Genomic DNA, 13,548 nt, shown 5'->3' on the forward strand with positions numbered 1-13,548 from the left:
ACGTCTCAAGCTGTTTCCACGGCTATTTATCTTAAACCCGTTCCCTTACCTGAATCGATCCGTAACCGTGTGAAGCTACAGGCGCATCAGCTGTCTGAACTGCTTTACCTTACTGCGGCTGACGGGCACCTGAAACTCCAGATCGCGCAGCTTTAGCAGATAGGTGTTGTTAAACCACGGCTCGATTTCGCGAATCTTGCTGAGGCTGACGCAGTAAGAGCGGTGGCAGCGGAAGAACTGCTGTTCCGGCAGACGTGAACAGAACTCGGTAATATTCATCGACATCACATAGGACTCGCGCCGGGTATACACAAACGTCAGCTTCTCATGCGCCTCAACGTAGTAAATATCATTCACGTCAGTGACGATAATGCGCTCATCTTTAATCAGATTGACCGTCTGCGGCGCAGGCGTGGCACTGAGTTGACTCACCGCCTGCTGTGCCTGCGCAGTGGCTTCCAGCTTGTTCAGCATGGTGACAATCCGCGACTCCTGATAGGGCTTGAGAATGTAGTCAAACGCCTCCAGCTCAAACGCCTCCACCGCATGCTCTTTCCACGCGGTAATAAAGACAATCAGGGGTTTGTGAGCAAATTGATGAATATTCTGTGCCAGCAGCATGCCATCCAGCGAGGGAATGTTGATGTCGAGGAAAATCACATCAACCCGATGCTGTTGCAGATACTTCAGCACATCCAGACCATCGTCAAAGCAGGCTTCAATCCTGATGTTGCTATGATGCTGAATCATCCAGCTCAGCTCCTGCTGCGCCAGAAATTCATCTTCAACAATAATGGCTTTCATAACAGATTCTCCGCCAGGCGCTGACCATTTTTACTCAGCGTAAAGGAAATCTCGGTGCCCGGCTGACGCCGCACGATGTTCAGTCCCTGACCCGACAGGAGCTTTACCCGATGATGCACATTGAGCAGGCCGATTTTATTACCCGGCATCTCGTTGCGCGCCACCCGCTCCATCACTTCGTCACTGATGCCCTGACCGGTATCCCGCACTGAGATCCGCACCTGGTCGCCCAGATCCCGCACGCTCAGCGTTACCACGCCTTTGCCTTTACAGGGCTGGATGCCATGCACAATGGCGTTCTCTACCAGAGGCTGGATCAGCAGACTCGGCAACAGAAAATGGAGATCTTCATCGACGTCATAAATCATTGTCAGCTTATCGCCAAACCGCGCCTGCTCAATAGCGATGTAATCTTTCACCTGCCACAGCTCTTTGCGGATGTCGATCAGCTCATCGTCATTCAGTTCAAGGTTATAGCGCAGGTAGCGTGACAGGTTGATCACCAGCTGGCGGGCAGTATCGGGATTGAGCCGGATAGAAGAGGAGATAGCATTCAGCGCGTTGAACAGGAAATGCGGATTTATTTTACTTTGCAGCGCACGGAGTTCCGCTTTATTGGCCATCTCACGCAGCTGCTCAGCGCGCGACACTTCGAGCTGGGTTGAGATGATTTGTGACAGGCCGATCGCCATCTCCTTCAGCGAGCCTGTAATACGATGTGCGCGGCGATAGTAGATTTTCAGCGTGCCGGTAACGTTGCCTTTTTCCCATAGCGGGATGACGAGCATCGAATGGATATCTTTGGTGCGGTGTGCTTCATCGTTGTTCTTAATGATAATTTTACCGCTTGTGATCGACTGGGCGGTGGTGGGGCTGATGCCATCATCCCCATGCTTATAGTTGTGTTCGCCATAGCCGACGTAGGCCAGAATCTGTTTTTTATCTGTCATCGCCACGGCATCGGCTTTGATCTCCCGCCGGATAATGTCACAGATGTTGCGAAGCGAGTCGCTGTTCACCTGACGAAACAGTGGCAGGGTTTTGTTGGCTATTTCCAGCGCCAGTTTGGCCTGACGGGCAGCAATGGCCTCTTTTTCTCCCTCGACGCTTTGTACCAGTAACACAATGATGCCAATGCTGGACGCGCCGAGGATCATCGGCAGGGCAATCTCTGACACAATCGCCAGCCCGAGTGAAGTCGGGCGCGCCCACAGGACAATCAGCAACATCGTCAGCGCTTCACACAGCATGCCGCCGACGATACCGGCGCGCCAGCGATGCTCTTTCAGCACCCGGCGATTGATGCCGCCCGAAACGACACCGGCAATGATGCTGGTAATCAGACAGGGTACGGAGGTCACGCCGTGAATATCGATCATAAAGCGATGCAGACCCGCGATGATACCGGTAGCGATACCGACCCAGGGACCAAACAGAATGCCGCCTGCCATGACAGCGATCACCCGTACATTCAGCAGCGAGCCGTCGACATTGACGCCCGACCAGGTACTGAACAGCGCAAACAGGGAAAAGATAGCCGTCACCGCCACTTTTTCAGCGCGTGTGTGTTCATCTTTTTGCAGCAGCTGACGAAACGGACGGGTGCGCGTCAGGAAGAACAGGCAGATCAACATCAGGGCGGCGCGGTCAAATACTGCCAGTAACATCGTGAAGTGGGAGGACACAGGCGACTCGTCGGCAATGGAAAGTGCCGCTATGATAAAAAATGTGATCGCGAACCGCTAGCGCCCCGATCAATCATGCCGGGGGTTCGTGTTTCAGATCAATTTTTAAGGCCAGTCTGTAAAAAGAGGAAAGCCTGAGTGCAATAAAGGGGAACAGTTTTTCAGCCTGCCAGGACTGGTCGCTGCGATGCCGTTTTGCTATGTTGCGCGATGACGCGCGCCAGCTGTCGCTGGAAAACCGCGCCCATCGGGAGCCGCAGATGCAACTTGTCACCGCCAGATTAACCCTGAGTAAATTACAGCCAGAGGACTGGCAACTGTTTCGTGCTGTCCATGAAGATTCCGACACCATGACCTGGGTTAGCGAAATCCCCGATGAAGCGGATATCCGCCAGCGCTTCACCACGCGTCTGGCACCCTGGCAGCCGGGCAGTTTCCACATGCTCTGCCTGGTGGCGCGACGGCGTGACAGCGGTGAACCCATTGGGCTGTTTGGCTGTAGCCCCGAATGGGAGCCTCACCGTCAGGCGGAAGTGGGTTATATGCTGCTGCATCGCCACTGCGGTCAGGGCTATGGCAGCGAAGCGCTGGCGGCGCTATGCCAGTTTTTGCTTGAAGCCGATTTCCATAAACTCAAGGCGATGGTGGTTGAAGGTAACTGGGCGTCACGCCGTATTCTGGAGAAAAACGGCTTTCAGCTGGAGGGCACGCTGCGGGATAATTATCTGCTGAATGGTCGCTGGGTGAACGATTGGCTGCTGGGACGGCTGAATCCGCAAAAATAAAAAAACTTTCCGCCATCCTCGACAAAATGATCCTTGCCACGTTATGTTCGTAACGGGTCACCGCAGTGACCCGCGTCGCTCGGACGGTCCGGGCGCTTACGTAATCCAGAGGACATCATGGCTGATAACAGCACACCCCGTCGTTTCTCGCGTATTGAACGCTTACCCCCTTACGTTTTCAACATCACCGCTGAACTGAAGATGGCTGCGCGTCGGCGCGGCGAAGATATCATCGACTTTTCAATGGGCAATCCTGATGGCCCGACCCCGCCGCACATCGTCGAAAAGTTATGCCAGGTTGCGCAGCGTGACGATACCCACGGTTATTCCACCTCGCGCGGCATTCCGCGTCTGCGCAGGGCGATCTCGCGCTGGTATGCCGATCGCTATCAGGTGGAGATCGATCCCGAATCTGAGGCGATTGTTACCATCGGTTCCAAAGAGGGGCTCGCGCACCTGATGCTGGCGACGCTGGATCACGGGGATACCGTGCTGGTACCCAATCCCAGCTATCCGATTCACATCTACGGTGCGGTGATTGCGGGTGCGCAGGTGCGCTCTGTACCGCTGGTGGCGGGTGTCGACTTCTTCAATGAGCTGGAACGTGCTATCCGCGAAAGCTACCCCAAACCAAAAATGATGATCCTCGGCTTCCCGTCCAACCCGACCGCACAGTGTGTGGAGCTCGACTTTTTTGAGCGAGTAATTGCGCTGGCGAAGCAATACAACGTGCTGGTTATCCACGATCTGGCCTATGCCGACATCGTTTACGACGGCTGGAAAGCGCCATCGATCATGCAGGTACCGGGTGCACGGGATGTTGCCGTCGAATTCTTTACCCTGTCAAAAAGCTACAACATGGCGGGCTGGCGCATCGGTTTCATGGTGGGCAACAAAGAGCTGGTCGCCGCGCTGGCGCGAATCAAAAGTTACCATGACTACGGCACTTTTACGCCGCTGCAGGTGGCAGCGATTGCGGCGCTGGAAGGGGATCAACAGTGCGTGCGCGACATCGCAGAGCAGTACAAACGTCGCCGTGATGTGCTGGTCAAAGGATTGCATGAAGCGGGGTGGATGGTAGATAACCCGAAAGCCTCGATGTACGTCTGGGCAAAAATTCCTGACCATTATGCGCATCTGGGGTCGCTGGAGTTTGCCAAACACATGCTGCAGGAGGCGAAAGTCTGTGTCTCACCCGGCATCGGGTTTGGTGACTATGGCGACACGCACGTGCGATTTGCGCTGATTGAAAACAGCGATCGTATTCGTCAGGCGGTACGGGGAATTAAAGCGATGTTTCGTGCCGATGGCGTATTGCCGGGCAGCATGAAAACAGAAGAAGAGAGCTGACAACCAGCAGGGGCGACGCAATGGTCGCCCCGTGGCGGCACTGTCACGCCATTACTTCAGCAACAGAACAAAGGTTCCGAACCAAAGTAACGCGAAAAAAGATATTCCCATCAAGGCATATTTCACAAAGCAACTCCTCTGAGCGGTTACGATGATGGCGATCCCAAACCAGTGCAACGCGAACAGATGTGGAAAAGAGATCGCCATTTCACGCATGGTCTGCTCTCTTCCGGGTCGATCTGAATAACTCTCAGAACAGGATCAGGCGCTAATTTACGCGTAATCCCGCCCAAATGAAATAGGTCCGTTCTGAGATATTGCTCACAATTTTAGGGTACCTGGATTTCAGGGATCGCCGACATGCCGACACGTAACTGAGCCAGATGCTGTTGGTCACCATCCAGCACAATCTTCACCGGCAGACGTTGGACGACTTTAGTGTAGTTGCCTGTAGCGTTATCGGGAGCGATCGCCGAAAAAGTTGCGCCGGTGGCGGGTGCGATGCTGTCTACATGGCCGGTAAAAGTCTCGCCCGGCAGGGCATCGACACTGATTCGTACTCGCTGGCCCGGACGCACATCGCTTAACTGCGTCTCAAGATAGTTAGCGGTAATGTAGGTTTGCTGCAGCGGCACCACCGCCAGAAGACGGGTTCCGGCTGATACGTACGCGCCGGTCCGCGCCGAGCGCTGACCCACCATGCCGTCCACCGGAGCCGTAATCCGCGTATAGGAGAGATTGAGCCTGGCCTGATCGACGCTGGCTTTAGCCGCGGCGACGTCGGCTTCCGCTGAACGCACCGCAGCCTGTAATACGCCGACCTGTTTCATTGCTGACGCCAGCGCGGCCTGACTCTGATGCACGGCTGCCAGCGCTGAGCGCTGGTTTGAGCTGGCCTTTTGCTGATCGTCGGCTGCCACGGTACCGCTTTTATAGAGTCGGTTATAGCGATCGGCGCTTTGACCGGCATACTGTGCGGAAGCCTGGCTGGCCGCAACGCTGGCTTTCTGCTGATCAATCACCGACTGCTGTTGCTCCAGTTGAGCCTGACTGCTTAGCAGTTTTGCCTGACTCACCTGCAGGTCAGCTTCGGCACTCTCCAGTGCCACACGGTAGTCACGATTATCCAGCGTTACCAGCAGCTGGCCCGCTTTGACCTGCTGATTATCCTGCACCTGCACATTGCTGATATAGCCTGAGACTTTTGGCGCCACGACGGTGTAATCCGCATTAACGTAAGCGTCGTTGGTGCGATGATCGTTGCCGGTCATCAGCGACCAGACTAAAAAGGCGATGCCCAGTAACACCAGCAGCAGCAGACTCAGCAGCAGGGTTCTTCTCATTTCGAAAGTACGCATATTCAGTTATTCCGGGAAGGGTTTTGAATCAAAGTTTGAGGCGGCCAGACCCGTTTTGGCAGGATGGCGGTAAGCAATAACAGGCAGGCGGCAAAGCTGGTCAACATCAGCCAGCTGTCGCTCAGGCTCAACACCGTGGCCTGATGCCGGACCAGCGTGGCGAATCCACTGAGATTATCGCTGGTGCTGATGCTGCCATCCGGCAAAAGCGGCAGACTGGGGCTGGCCTGACTGACCGTCGGCGCGGTCATCAGCCCGCTGCGACTGGCGGCCTGATTAATCAGGACACTGGAGTGAAACTGCTCACGATGAGAGAGGAAAACCTCAACCAGTGTGGAGGCGGCGATGCTGGAGAAACCGCGTACCGTATTAAACATCGCCGAGGCAAACGGGCCTTCTGGTGGGGCCACAACGCTGGTGGCGCTCATCAGTATCGGCAAAATGATCATCGGTTGTCCGAACGCCTGCAGGACCTGCAACAACCAGAAATTCTGCCGGGCCCAGTCACTTGTGATCTGCGTGCCCATAAGACAGGCGATCACCAGCAGGCCGACACCCGCCGTCAGCATCCAGCGGCAATCGATCCAGCGGATATTCAACAGGGCCGCAACCAGTGGGGCAATAAGCAGTTGCGGCAGGCCTACGGTCAGTGCCAGCGGGGCAAACTCAAGAGTGCGAAAGCCACTGACCTGAGCAAAATAGGCCGACGGCAGCGCGGAGCCTGAAAGCCCCAGAATAAGCACGCAGGCCAGTCCCAGCAGACCGTGTGCCAGATTAGGCCGTCGGAGCATCTGCAATTTAAAAAGCGGCAGCGGGTGGAACCACTCGTTGATCAGAAAAACCAGCATCAGCGGCAATGCGGCGAGCAGCATACCGGCAATCAGTGGCGAGTTCAGCCAGTCGAGGCGCTCACCCTGGGTCAGGACCAGAACCAGCAGCGCGACAGCACTGCAACCGGTCACCATGCCGAACAGATCGATCTGCTGAAAGCGTTCCGGACGCAGTGGATCCTGTGGTATCCCCCAGCTGATCAGCACCATCGCAATCAGCATGCCGGGCACGACCTGCCAGAACACCATCATCCAGCTGACATGGTCGGTCCACAACGAGGCCAGCGAGGCTGCCATATTGGGGCCAAATGTCGCGGTCAGGGCATAGCCTGCCAGGCCAAACAACTTAAAGGGCGGCGGCAGAAAGCGCAGGGCGACGGTCATCAGCATCGGCGGCAGTGCGCCACCAAACAGGCCCTGCAGCACGCGCAGGCTGATAAACAGCGTCGGATCCGGCACCAGTGGCAGCAGAATGCCGGTCAGCATAAATCCCGCCGACACGCCGAGCGTAAAACGCCGCAGCGACAGGGTGACGGCAAACCAGGGCGCGATCATCATGGCGGCCACTTCTGCTGCCTGATAACCGGAGATAATCCAGCTACCCTGATCAAAACCGATGCCGATCGCGGCACGAATATCGGCCAGCGCGATATCACTGACGCGGTCGTTCAGCCCGGAGGTCAGCGCAGCGATGAGGACGCCGACCAGGCCGAGGGCCAGTCGCAGTGTAAAAGGATGAGGGGCCGGCGCGGCGGCTGGCTTAGCGTTCATGGCAGGCGATCTCGTTATTATGATGCAGTGTACTGCGATGTGATACAGGGTGTAATATTACATCCCGGTATGCTGTATTGCAATGTGGTACAGGCTGTAAAAAGTGCGGCATTCGCGCTACAGTAAGGCAGCTCAAACAGGACGACGCTATGGCACATCAACCCTCCAGCCGCGAGGAGGAAAAAACGGGCGGCATTCAGGTCATCGCCCGTGCGGCAAAAATTCTTAATGCGCTGGGCGAACAGCCGGGCGGCATGAGCCTCGGCGAGATTGCTCAGGCGGTGGAACTGCCCCGTTCAACGGTGCAGCGCATTGTCGCTGCGCTCGACAGCGCCGAACTGGTGCGAAGCAGCGGGGCGGGTGGACTGCGGCTGGGGCCGGCACTGTTAAAATTGATCTCCAGCGTGCACACCGACGTGGTCGATCTGGTCAGTCCGCTGCTGGAAAAACTCTCTTCCGACACGAATGAAACGGTCTCGCTGGCCCGCGCCAGTGGCAGCCAGCTGGCGATTATTCACCATGTGGTGGCATCGCGGGAACTTCGGGTGGTGCCGCATATGGGACTTAATCTGCCACTCTACAGTACCTCTGGTGGGCGGGCGTTGCTGGCGCTGGAGTGTGAAAAAGATGTGCGAACGATCGTCGGCGACGCCTGGCAGGAGTTAACCGATATGACGGTGAAAACGCTGCCACAGTTGCTGCAACTTATCAGGGAAGTGCGCGAAACCGGTATTGCCGTGGATCGCGGTGAAACGCTGGAAGGGATCTCTACCATGGCGTTTGCCCTGGATACGCTGTTTGGTCGCTTTTCAGTCTCTTTGCTGGTGCCCTCTGCTCGTTTTCTTCGACACGAAGCCCGTTTTCGTGACGAGATGCTGAAGTGTAAAGAGGCGCTGGTGCGTGAAATCGGCAAAATCGCCGCGATTGAAGGATAATCAACTGATGAAAACCCTGCTGATGGCCATTGACCACTCTCCTGTCGCTGAGAAGGTGGTTGCGTTAACCATTGAAGAAGCGCTGGCGCATCGTGCCGATGTGGTGGTGCTGTGCTGTGTCGATCCTGCCTACTCCTCCTGTAATCAGCCGATGGAAATCGATGCGGGTGAAGATCCAGCCGATTTTGTGGCGGCGCAGGATGAGCAGAATACGGCGGAAATGGTCGTGCGTCATGCGCTGGCACCGTTACTGCGAGCGGGAATTAATGCACGAGGCATGATACTGGCGGGTGATGCGGCAGATACCATCGTTGCCCAGTCGCAACAGCTCAAGGCCAGCATGATTATCATGGGACGTCGCCATCTCTCTTCTTTTAATCGGCTGTTAAAAGGCTCCGTCAGCGCATCGGTTATCGAGCGTGCTTACTGTCCTGTGCTGATCGATGTGCGTAAGGATTAATTCCGCAGCATGAATTCTCTGCTCTTCATTACGCTGGCCGCCTTTGCGCTGCTGGCGTTTATCGTCATTGTGCTGATCAAAACTACCCGACTGCGTTTGTGGCAGGGGCTGATCCTCTTTCTGCTGCCACTGATACTGGCAAATCTGGTCTGGTTCAGTTGGGTCGCGCCGCATCAGGCACAGACCGCGCAGCGTGAGCAGGCGGTAAATCAACTGGCAACTATGCCAGGCTATCGGGTGCTGAAGACGCAGGAACCGGCATTATGGCTGTTGCTGACCCAGGAGCTGAGCCATCGAATCCGCGCGGGCGAGCCGGCTGACAAGGCGACGGGCGAGCTACGTGGCTGGCTGATTGAGGTGATTAACCAACGACTGATGCGCGGAACGGATACTGCGGTCGTTAACTATATCGGCGTCTCGGTAGAAGAGATGCGGGCGCTGAACCAAATCGACCCTGGCCTTTGCTTCCGATATCTCTATCCACAGGTGAGTGGGGGCATCAATTTGCTGACCACACTGCCGTCTTCGCTGAATCACAAAGAGGCGGATGCCATGGAGCAGTTGTTGCTGAACAGTCCTCCACCCGAGCAGCCGCTGGATAAGACGCAGGCCCAGGACGATCTGCAAAAAATCGTCGCACGGCTCTATCTGAAATGGGGCGACAGGCTGCAGCAACTGAATATGCCTGCTGATACGGCAGTTGATCGTTCATCGCTGTGTGCCATGTCGATTGATCTCTACAGTGCCATCCTGGCATTACCGGACAAGCGCGCCGCTAACCTGTTACGTAGAATGGTGGCAATGACGGGCCAGTGAGCGACGGCGGAATAGCAGGCGAAAAAAAGCCCGCTAAACGCGGGCAGGGAAGAGAGAGGAACAGATTTCTTATTTTGGCATTTCCTGGTGTGGTGCAGTCTTCATTTCGTTTGGTCTGAGTACATCCTGTCACTTCCGTCATGATAGTGATAGCCGTTTAATCGTATTGCATTAATCGGTAAAAGCTTCTAAATTTTTGATTTTTCGCGCATTAATCCTATGGATGCGTGACTGGCTGCGTCATAAACTGCGCGGCAACATGAGGATAACTAAATGAAAAAACTGATTACCGGCGCAATGGCGCTGATTCTGCTGAGTGGTTGTACTGCCAGCAAACCCGGGGCATTTGAACGCGTTGATGAAGATCCAGACTCAAACACCGTGCAGTACCGTTTTGATCCGGCAAAGGTCAATCGTGACGCAATGGATATAGATCTGGCGAATTACTGCAATAAGAAAGGATTTGATAAAGTTGAGGCCTTGCCTGCGCAGGAAAGTCATATTCCAGGACTGCAGAAAATGTGGTTCCAGTGTAATTACGCACTTAAAGGCTGAATATAAAAACGGGCGGGATAATTATCCCGCCCTTAAATTTTAACGCTTTTATTTTATGCTGTGTGACATCTTTGCCCGTTAGCGGCGATGGTAACCGCCATGATACCCATCGTGATAACCTCCATAGTAACCTCCATGATATCCGCCGCCACCACCGCGATGCCAGCCATTGTCGTGTTCTGGTCTGATGATACAACCGCTTAATAACGTCATCAGTGCAACCACAGAAGCGACTTTAATTAATCTCTTCATCGGAAGCTTCTCCTCTTTTCCAATGACTGTGACACTACGCTGGAAAAGTGGAGTGAAGATGCAGGCTTTGTAGAGTTATTAAGGAAGATATGACGGAATATTTCAGAGTGGTGAATTTTGCAGCAGAGATAATTAAAGAAATCGGAATGAACTGAATAATAAATACTATCAAAGAGAATAGTCTCAAAATCAAGCCAAAATAATTCTCATTTAAAAGTTTTTACCACTACATTATTAGCATGTCAGTTCAATGGGAGAGAAACATGGCGCATGACGTTAAAAATATTCTGGCTTTACAGGCTGAACTGGGCGAATGCCCGCTCTGGTCCGTCGAAGAACAGGTGCTCTACTGTGTCGATATCCTGGCACCCGCCATTCACCGTTTTGATCCGGGCAGCGGCGAGTTGCAGACCTTCCCCCAAGCGGAAGAGGTGGGATGTATCGGTCTGCGTGAGCAGGGCGGCCTGATAGCTGCACTGCGTGGTGGTGTCTGGCTGCTGGATGCTAAGGGTAAGCCGGAAAAAAAAATCGCAGAGAATCCCGGTATCGCTGCGCAAAGTCGCTTTAATGATGGCCGCGTCGATCCCTGGGGTAACTTCTGGTGCGGCAGCCTGTGGGAACCGCAGGACAAAAACGGTGGCCTGCTGTGCCGTGTGACGCCTGACCTGAAGCTGGAGGTGAAGGCGCGCGACATTAAAATTTCCAACGGGCTGGCATTCTCCCCCGACCAACGCTGGATGTATCACAGTGACACGCCGAATGAGGCACTCTATCGCTACCCGTTGAACGAGCAGGGCGAACCGGGCGAACGCACCCTGTTCCGTCGTTTCGACGCGAAAGGTGGCTTGCCGGATGGTGCCGCTGTAGATAGCGAAGGCTTTTACTGGTCAGCACAGTTTGATGGCGGACGCGTGGTGCGCATCGATCCACTAAGCAGCGACATCGTCGATGAGATCCTGTTGCCAGTGAAGTGGCCAACCATGGTGGCTTTTGGCGGTGCTGATCTTAAAACGTTGTTCATCACCAGTTCACGCGAAGACCGCACTGAAGAAGAGCTGGCGCGCTATCCGCAGTCTGGCGATATCTTTGCCGTAGACCTGGCGGTGGCGGGAATGGCAGAGCCGCGATTCCGCGGCTAAACGTAAACGGGCCGCTTAATCGCGGCCCGTGGTAATTGTCTGCAAACATTAATGCCGTTGCAACACAGGTTCTGCTGTGACGGAACTCTGCGGCAAGCGAATGGTGAGTGACAGGAACAGCGAGATGACCAGCAGCGTCATAATCAGGCTGAATGTGACGGTGAAACCACCAAACAGTGAGGCAACCAGCGAACCCAGTACGCTACCGATACCAAAGCCGAGATAGAGCAGGCCATAGTTTTTGGTCAGGTTATTGAGGCCAAAGAAATCACTTACCAGCGACGGGAATACTGTGATGGTCCCGCCAAAGCTGAAGGCCACACAGGCGAGTGACAGGAAGAAGGTCATCTCATTCATCCGGCTAAACAGCAGCACGCTCATTCCAGTCAGCGACACGATTTGCGCCAGTGAGATGACTCTGATGCGCAGCATTTTGTCGGAGAGCACACCTAATACCAGCCGACCACTCAGGTTGGCAATCGCGATAACCGTTACCGCGCTGGCAGCGGTCTGTGTGGAGAGATGCACCAGTCCTTCGCCGATATCTTTGGCAACGCCTATCACATAGAGGCCACTCATGCAGGCGGTCAGGAACATCAGCGCCAGCATCCAGTACTGCGGCAGTCGCACTGATTGCGCCAGCGTGTAATCCCGCACATGTTGCTGACCCAGGGTAGCCGGTCCGTTCTGCTGCAGTGGCGCTTCGCGCATCAGCAGCGCGCCGAGGATGATCATCGACATCGCCAGCACGCCCCAGATCATGAAGGTCTGTTCCAGACCGACCGTTGCCAGCAGCGTCCCGCAGATAAATTTGAATCCCAGGCTGCCCAGACCGTATGCACCAATCGCACAGGCAGAGATCATCCCTTTGCGTTCCGGAAACCATTTCACGCAGTTTGACAGTGTCATCAGGTAACCTGCGCCATCGGCCAGACCCACCAGCAGTCCGGCACTGAAATAGAGCATCATCAGGTTACTGGCGTGCGCGGTGAGCCAGAAACCCAGCGCCATCAGTACACCCGCACCGATAGTGACGCGGCGTACACCAAAACGTTCCTGTAATTTCCCGGCCAGCGAAGAGGCGATAGCCAGACCTAAACTCAGCAGGCCAAACGAAAAAGCGACCTGGCTGATGGAGGCATCCAGCTTCTGTGACAGCTGCCCATTAAACAAACTCCATGTGTAGACTGACCCAAGTGCGAACTGAGTAATGACGGTGCCGAACAATGTAAGCCAGCGGGAACGCTGGTAAGAAGCCTGTTGAGTCTGGTTCATGATTTTCTCTCCCGTCCGGGAATCTGGACACTGCGGTCAGAATAAAGCAGTGATTCGCGCGCGTGAGCAGTAAAGGCATGAACGGAACGGATCAGGGAATGAAATGCCATTCAGGCGGTATGAATAGCATCGCGGGAGTTAAGCCCCGCCGAATCAGAAGTAACCAAAGCGGCAACTTAATAATTAAGCGTAATTAGCCGTAAGATAATGTTTCAATCAGACGATTCTATGAGCAGGTTTCCAGATTACTTGCCAGGCTTAGAGTTCACTTAACAGGAGGAAATATGAAAGACCGGACATATGAATCCAGCACCAGTGAGGATGAAGTTTGCTGCATCATCGGTCAGGCGGTGATTGAACTCAGTACAGAACAACAGCCTGTGACCAAATCGACGCTGGCATTAAAACTGCTGTCGATGGCCGATCGTGATAGTGACGATGAGCGTGTTCTGCTCTACTGGATTGCGCGTAAAGCGATCAATAAACCCCAGAAACTCCTTCAGCAACAGTGGGCGTAACGCCCATCCGGCAGC

General features: G+C 54.7%; 15 protein-coding genes. 8 read left to right on the forward strand and 7 right to left on the reverse strand.

The annotated features are described in order from the left end of the window. Window positions 1-75: 75 nt before the first annotated feature. Both ACR8BF_RS05770 and ACR8BF_RS05775 read right to left on the reverse strand, forming a co-directional pair. A complete protein-coding gene (locus tag ACR8BF_RS05770; RefSeq protein ID WP_292991921.1) occupies window positions 76-804 on the reverse strand; it encodes a LytR/AlgR family response regulator transcription factor in 729 nt (242 codons plus the stop codon). Beyond that, window positions 801-2,471, reverse strand: coding sequence for a sensor histidine kinase (locus ACR8BF_RS05775; RefSeq protein ID WP_218928081.1), 1,671 nt, complete (start codon window positions 2,469-2,471; stop codon window positions 801-803). The genes ACR8BF_RS05770 and ACR8BF_RS05775 overlap by 4 nt, the downstream gene beginning before the upstream one ends. Window positions 2,472-2,749: 278 nt before the next feature. Here ACR8BF_RS05775 and ACR8BF_RS05780 point away from each other — a divergent pair, with 278 nt between their 5' ends. Next, complete coding sequence (locus ACR8BF_RS05780) at window positions 2,750-3,274, forward strand: GNAT family N-acetyltransferase (protein ID WP_314984753.1); 525 nt, start codon at window positions 2,750-2,752, stop codon at window positions 3,272-3,274. A gap of 117 nt (window positions 3,275-3,391) precedes the next feature. After that, window positions 3,392-4,624 carry an alanine transaminase gene (gene alaC, locus ACR8BF_RS05785; protein WP_179895130.1) on the forward strand — a complete coding sequence of 411 codons (1,233 nt, stop codon included), beginning with the start codon at window positions 3,392-3,394 and terminating at the stop codon, window positions 4,622-4,624. A gap of 51 nt (window positions 4,625-4,675) precedes the next feature. On the opposite strand, the gene ypdK is transcribed toward alaC, so the two are convergent. The 3 genes from ypdK to ACR8BF_RS05800 all read right to left on the reverse strand — a co-directional run bounded on the left by ypdK (window position 4,676) and on the right by ACR8BF_RS05800 (window position 7,583). After that, window positions 4,676-4,750 (reverse strand): membrane protein YpdK, encoded by a 75-nt coding sequence (ypdK, locus tag ACR8BF_RS05790; protein WP_099257831.1) that lies wholly within the window; start codon window positions 4,748-4,750, stop codon window positions 4,676-4,678. A 203-nt stretch (window positions 4,751-4,953) separates the two neighbouring features. Further along, window positions 4,954-5,982: an HlyD family secretion protein gene (locus tag ACR8BF_RS05795; RefSeq protein WP_434745686.1), complete on the reverse strand. Its 1,029-nt coding sequence runs from the start codon at window positions 5,980-5,982 to the stop codon at window positions 4,954-4,956. A 2-nt stretch (window positions 5,983-5,984) separates the two neighbouring features. Further along, window positions 5,985-7,583 carry an MFS transporter gene (locus ACR8BF_RS05800; protein ID WP_292991927.1) on the reverse strand — a complete coding sequence of 533 codons (1,599 nt, stop codon included), beginning with the start codon at window positions 7,581-7,583 and terminating at the stop codon, window positions 5,985-5,987. 149 nt (window positions 7,584-7,732) lie between these two features. On the opposite strand from ACR8BF_RS05800, the gene ACR8BF_RS05805 reads away from it, so the two are divergent. The 4 genes from ACR8BF_RS05805 to ACR8BF_RS05820 all read left to right on the forward strand — a co-directional run bounded on the left by ACR8BF_RS05805 (window position 7,733) and on the right by ACR8BF_RS05820 (window position 10,349). After that, complete coding sequence (locus ACR8BF_RS05805) at window positions 7,733-8,518, forward strand: IclR family transcriptional regulator (protein ID WP_179895133.1); 786 nt, start codon at window positions 7,733-7,735, stop codon at window positions 8,516-8,518. Between the two features lie 7 nt (window positions 8,519-8,525). Further along, complete coding sequence (locus ACR8BF_RS05810) at window positions 8,526-8,978, forward strand: universal stress protein (RefSeq protein WP_179895134.1); 453 nt, start codon at window positions 8,526-8,528, stop codon at window positions 8,976-8,978. Between the two features lie 9 nt (window positions 8,979-8,987). Next, entirely contained in the window at window positions 8,988-9,794 is an 807-nt protein-coding gene (locus ACR8BF_RS05815; RefSeq protein WP_179895135.1) for a hypothetical protein, read from the forward strand. Window positions 9,795-10,067: 273 nt separating this feature from the next. Next, a complete protein-coding gene (locus ACR8BF_RS05820) occupies window positions 10,068-10,349 on the forward strand; it encodes a hypothetical protein (RefSeq protein WP_179895136.1) in 282 nt (93 codons plus the stop codon). Window positions 10,350-10,427: 78 nt separating this feature from the next. Here ACR8BF_RS05820 and ACR8BF_RS05825 read toward each other — a convergent pair whose 3' ends face one another. Beyond that, the gene (locus ACR8BF_RS05825; RefSeq protein WP_179895137.1) at window positions 10,428-10,601 is read right to left on the reverse strand and encodes a hypothetical protein; all 174 of its coding nucleotides are present in this window, start codon (window positions 10,599-10,601) and stop codon (window positions 10,428-10,430) included. A gap of 263 nt (window positions 10,602-10,864) precedes the next feature. On the opposite strand from ACR8BF_RS05825, the gene ACR8BF_RS05830 reads away from it, so the two are divergent. After that, entirely contained in the window at window positions 10,865-11,740 is an 876-nt protein-coding gene (locus ACR8BF_RS05830; RefSeq protein ID WP_434745687.1) for an SMP-30/gluconolactonase/LRE family protein, read from the forward strand. Between the two features lie 48 nt (window positions 11,741-11,788). On the opposite strand, the gene ACR8BF_RS05835 is transcribed toward ACR8BF_RS05830, so the two are convergent. Further along, the gene (locus tag ACR8BF_RS05835) at window positions 11,789-13,015 is read right to left on the reverse strand and encodes an L-lactate MFS transporter (RefSeq protein WP_434745688.1); all 1,227 of its coding nucleotides are present in this window, start codon (window positions 13,013-13,015) and stop codon (window positions 11,789-11,791) included. Between the two features lie 284 nt (window positions 13,016-13,299). Here ACR8BF_RS05835 and ACR8BF_RS05840 point away from each other — a divergent pair, with 284 nt between their 5' ends. Further along, entirely contained in the window at window positions 13,300-13,533 is a 234-nt protein-coding gene (locus ACR8BF_RS05840; RefSeq protein WP_010257893.1) for a hypothetical protein, read from the forward strand. Window positions 13,534-13,548: the final 15 nt, after the last annotated feature.

The sequence above is a fragment of the Candidatus Pantoea rara genome (genome assembly GCF_051136265.1).
Lineage (GTDB): Bacteria > Pseudomonadota > Gammaproteobacteria > Enterobacterales > Enterobacteriaceae > Pantoea > Pantoea rara.

Bases quoted from the DNA above. Each gene is read 5' to 3' on its own strand.
- ACR8BF_RS05820 (WP_179895136.1), top strand. From the start codon at position 10,068: ATGAAAAAACTGATTACCGGCGCAATGGCGCTGATTCTGCTGAGTGGT.
- ACR8BF_RS05795 (WP_434745686.1), bottom strand. From the start codon at position 5,982: ATGCGTACTTTCGAAATGAGAAGAACCCTGCTGCTGAGTCTGCTGCTG.
- ACR8BF_RS05825 (WP_179895137.1), bottom strand. From the start codon at position 10,601: ATGAAGAGATTAATTAAAGTCGCTTCTGTGGTTGCACTGATGACGTTA.
- ACR8BF_RS05840 (WP_010257893.1), top strand. From the start codon at position 13,300: ATGAAAGACCGGACATATGAATCCAGCACCAGTGAGGATGAAGTTTGC.
- alaC (WP_179895130.1), top strand. From the start codon at position 3,392: ATGGCTGATAACAGCACACCCCGTCGTTTCTCGCGTATTGAACGCTTA.
- ACR8BF_RS05780 (WP_314984753.1), top strand. From the start codon at position 2,750: ATGCAACTTGTCACCGCCAGATTAACCCTGAGTAAATTACAGCCAGAG.
- ACR8BF_RS05815 (WP_179895135.1), top strand. From the start codon at position 8,988: ATGAATTCTCTGCTCTTCATTACGCTGGCCGCCTTTGCGCTGCTGGCG.
- ACR8BF_RS05770 (WP_292991921.1), bottom strand. From the start codon at position 804: ATGAAAGCCATTATTGTTGAAGATGAATTTCTGGCGCAGCAGGAGCTG.
- ACR8BF_RS05775 (WP_218928081.1), bottom strand. From the start codon at position 2,471: ATGTTACTGGCAGTATTTGACCGCGCCGCCCTGATGTTGATCTGCCTG.
- ACR8BF_RS05810 (WP_179895134.1), top strand. From the start codon at position 8,526: ATGAAAACCCTGCTGATGGCCATTGACCACTCTCCTGTCGCTGAGAAG.
- ACR8BF_RS05835 (WP_434745688.1), bottom strand. From the start codon at position 13,015: ATGAACCAGACTCAACAGGCTTCTTACCAGCGTTCCCGCTGGCTTACA.
- ACR8BF_RS05830 (WP_434745687.1), top strand. From the start codon at position 10,865: ATGGCGCATGACGTTAAAAATATTCTGGCTTTACAGGCTGAACTGGGC.
- ACR8BF_RS05805 (WP_179895133.1), top strand. From the start codon at position 7,733: ATGGCACATCAACCCTCCAGCCGCGAGGAGGAAAAAACGGGCGGCATT.
- ACR8BF_RS05800 (WP_292991927.1), bottom strand. From the start codon at position 7,583: ATGAACGCTAAGCCAGCCGCCGCGCCGGCCCCTCATCCTTTTACACTG.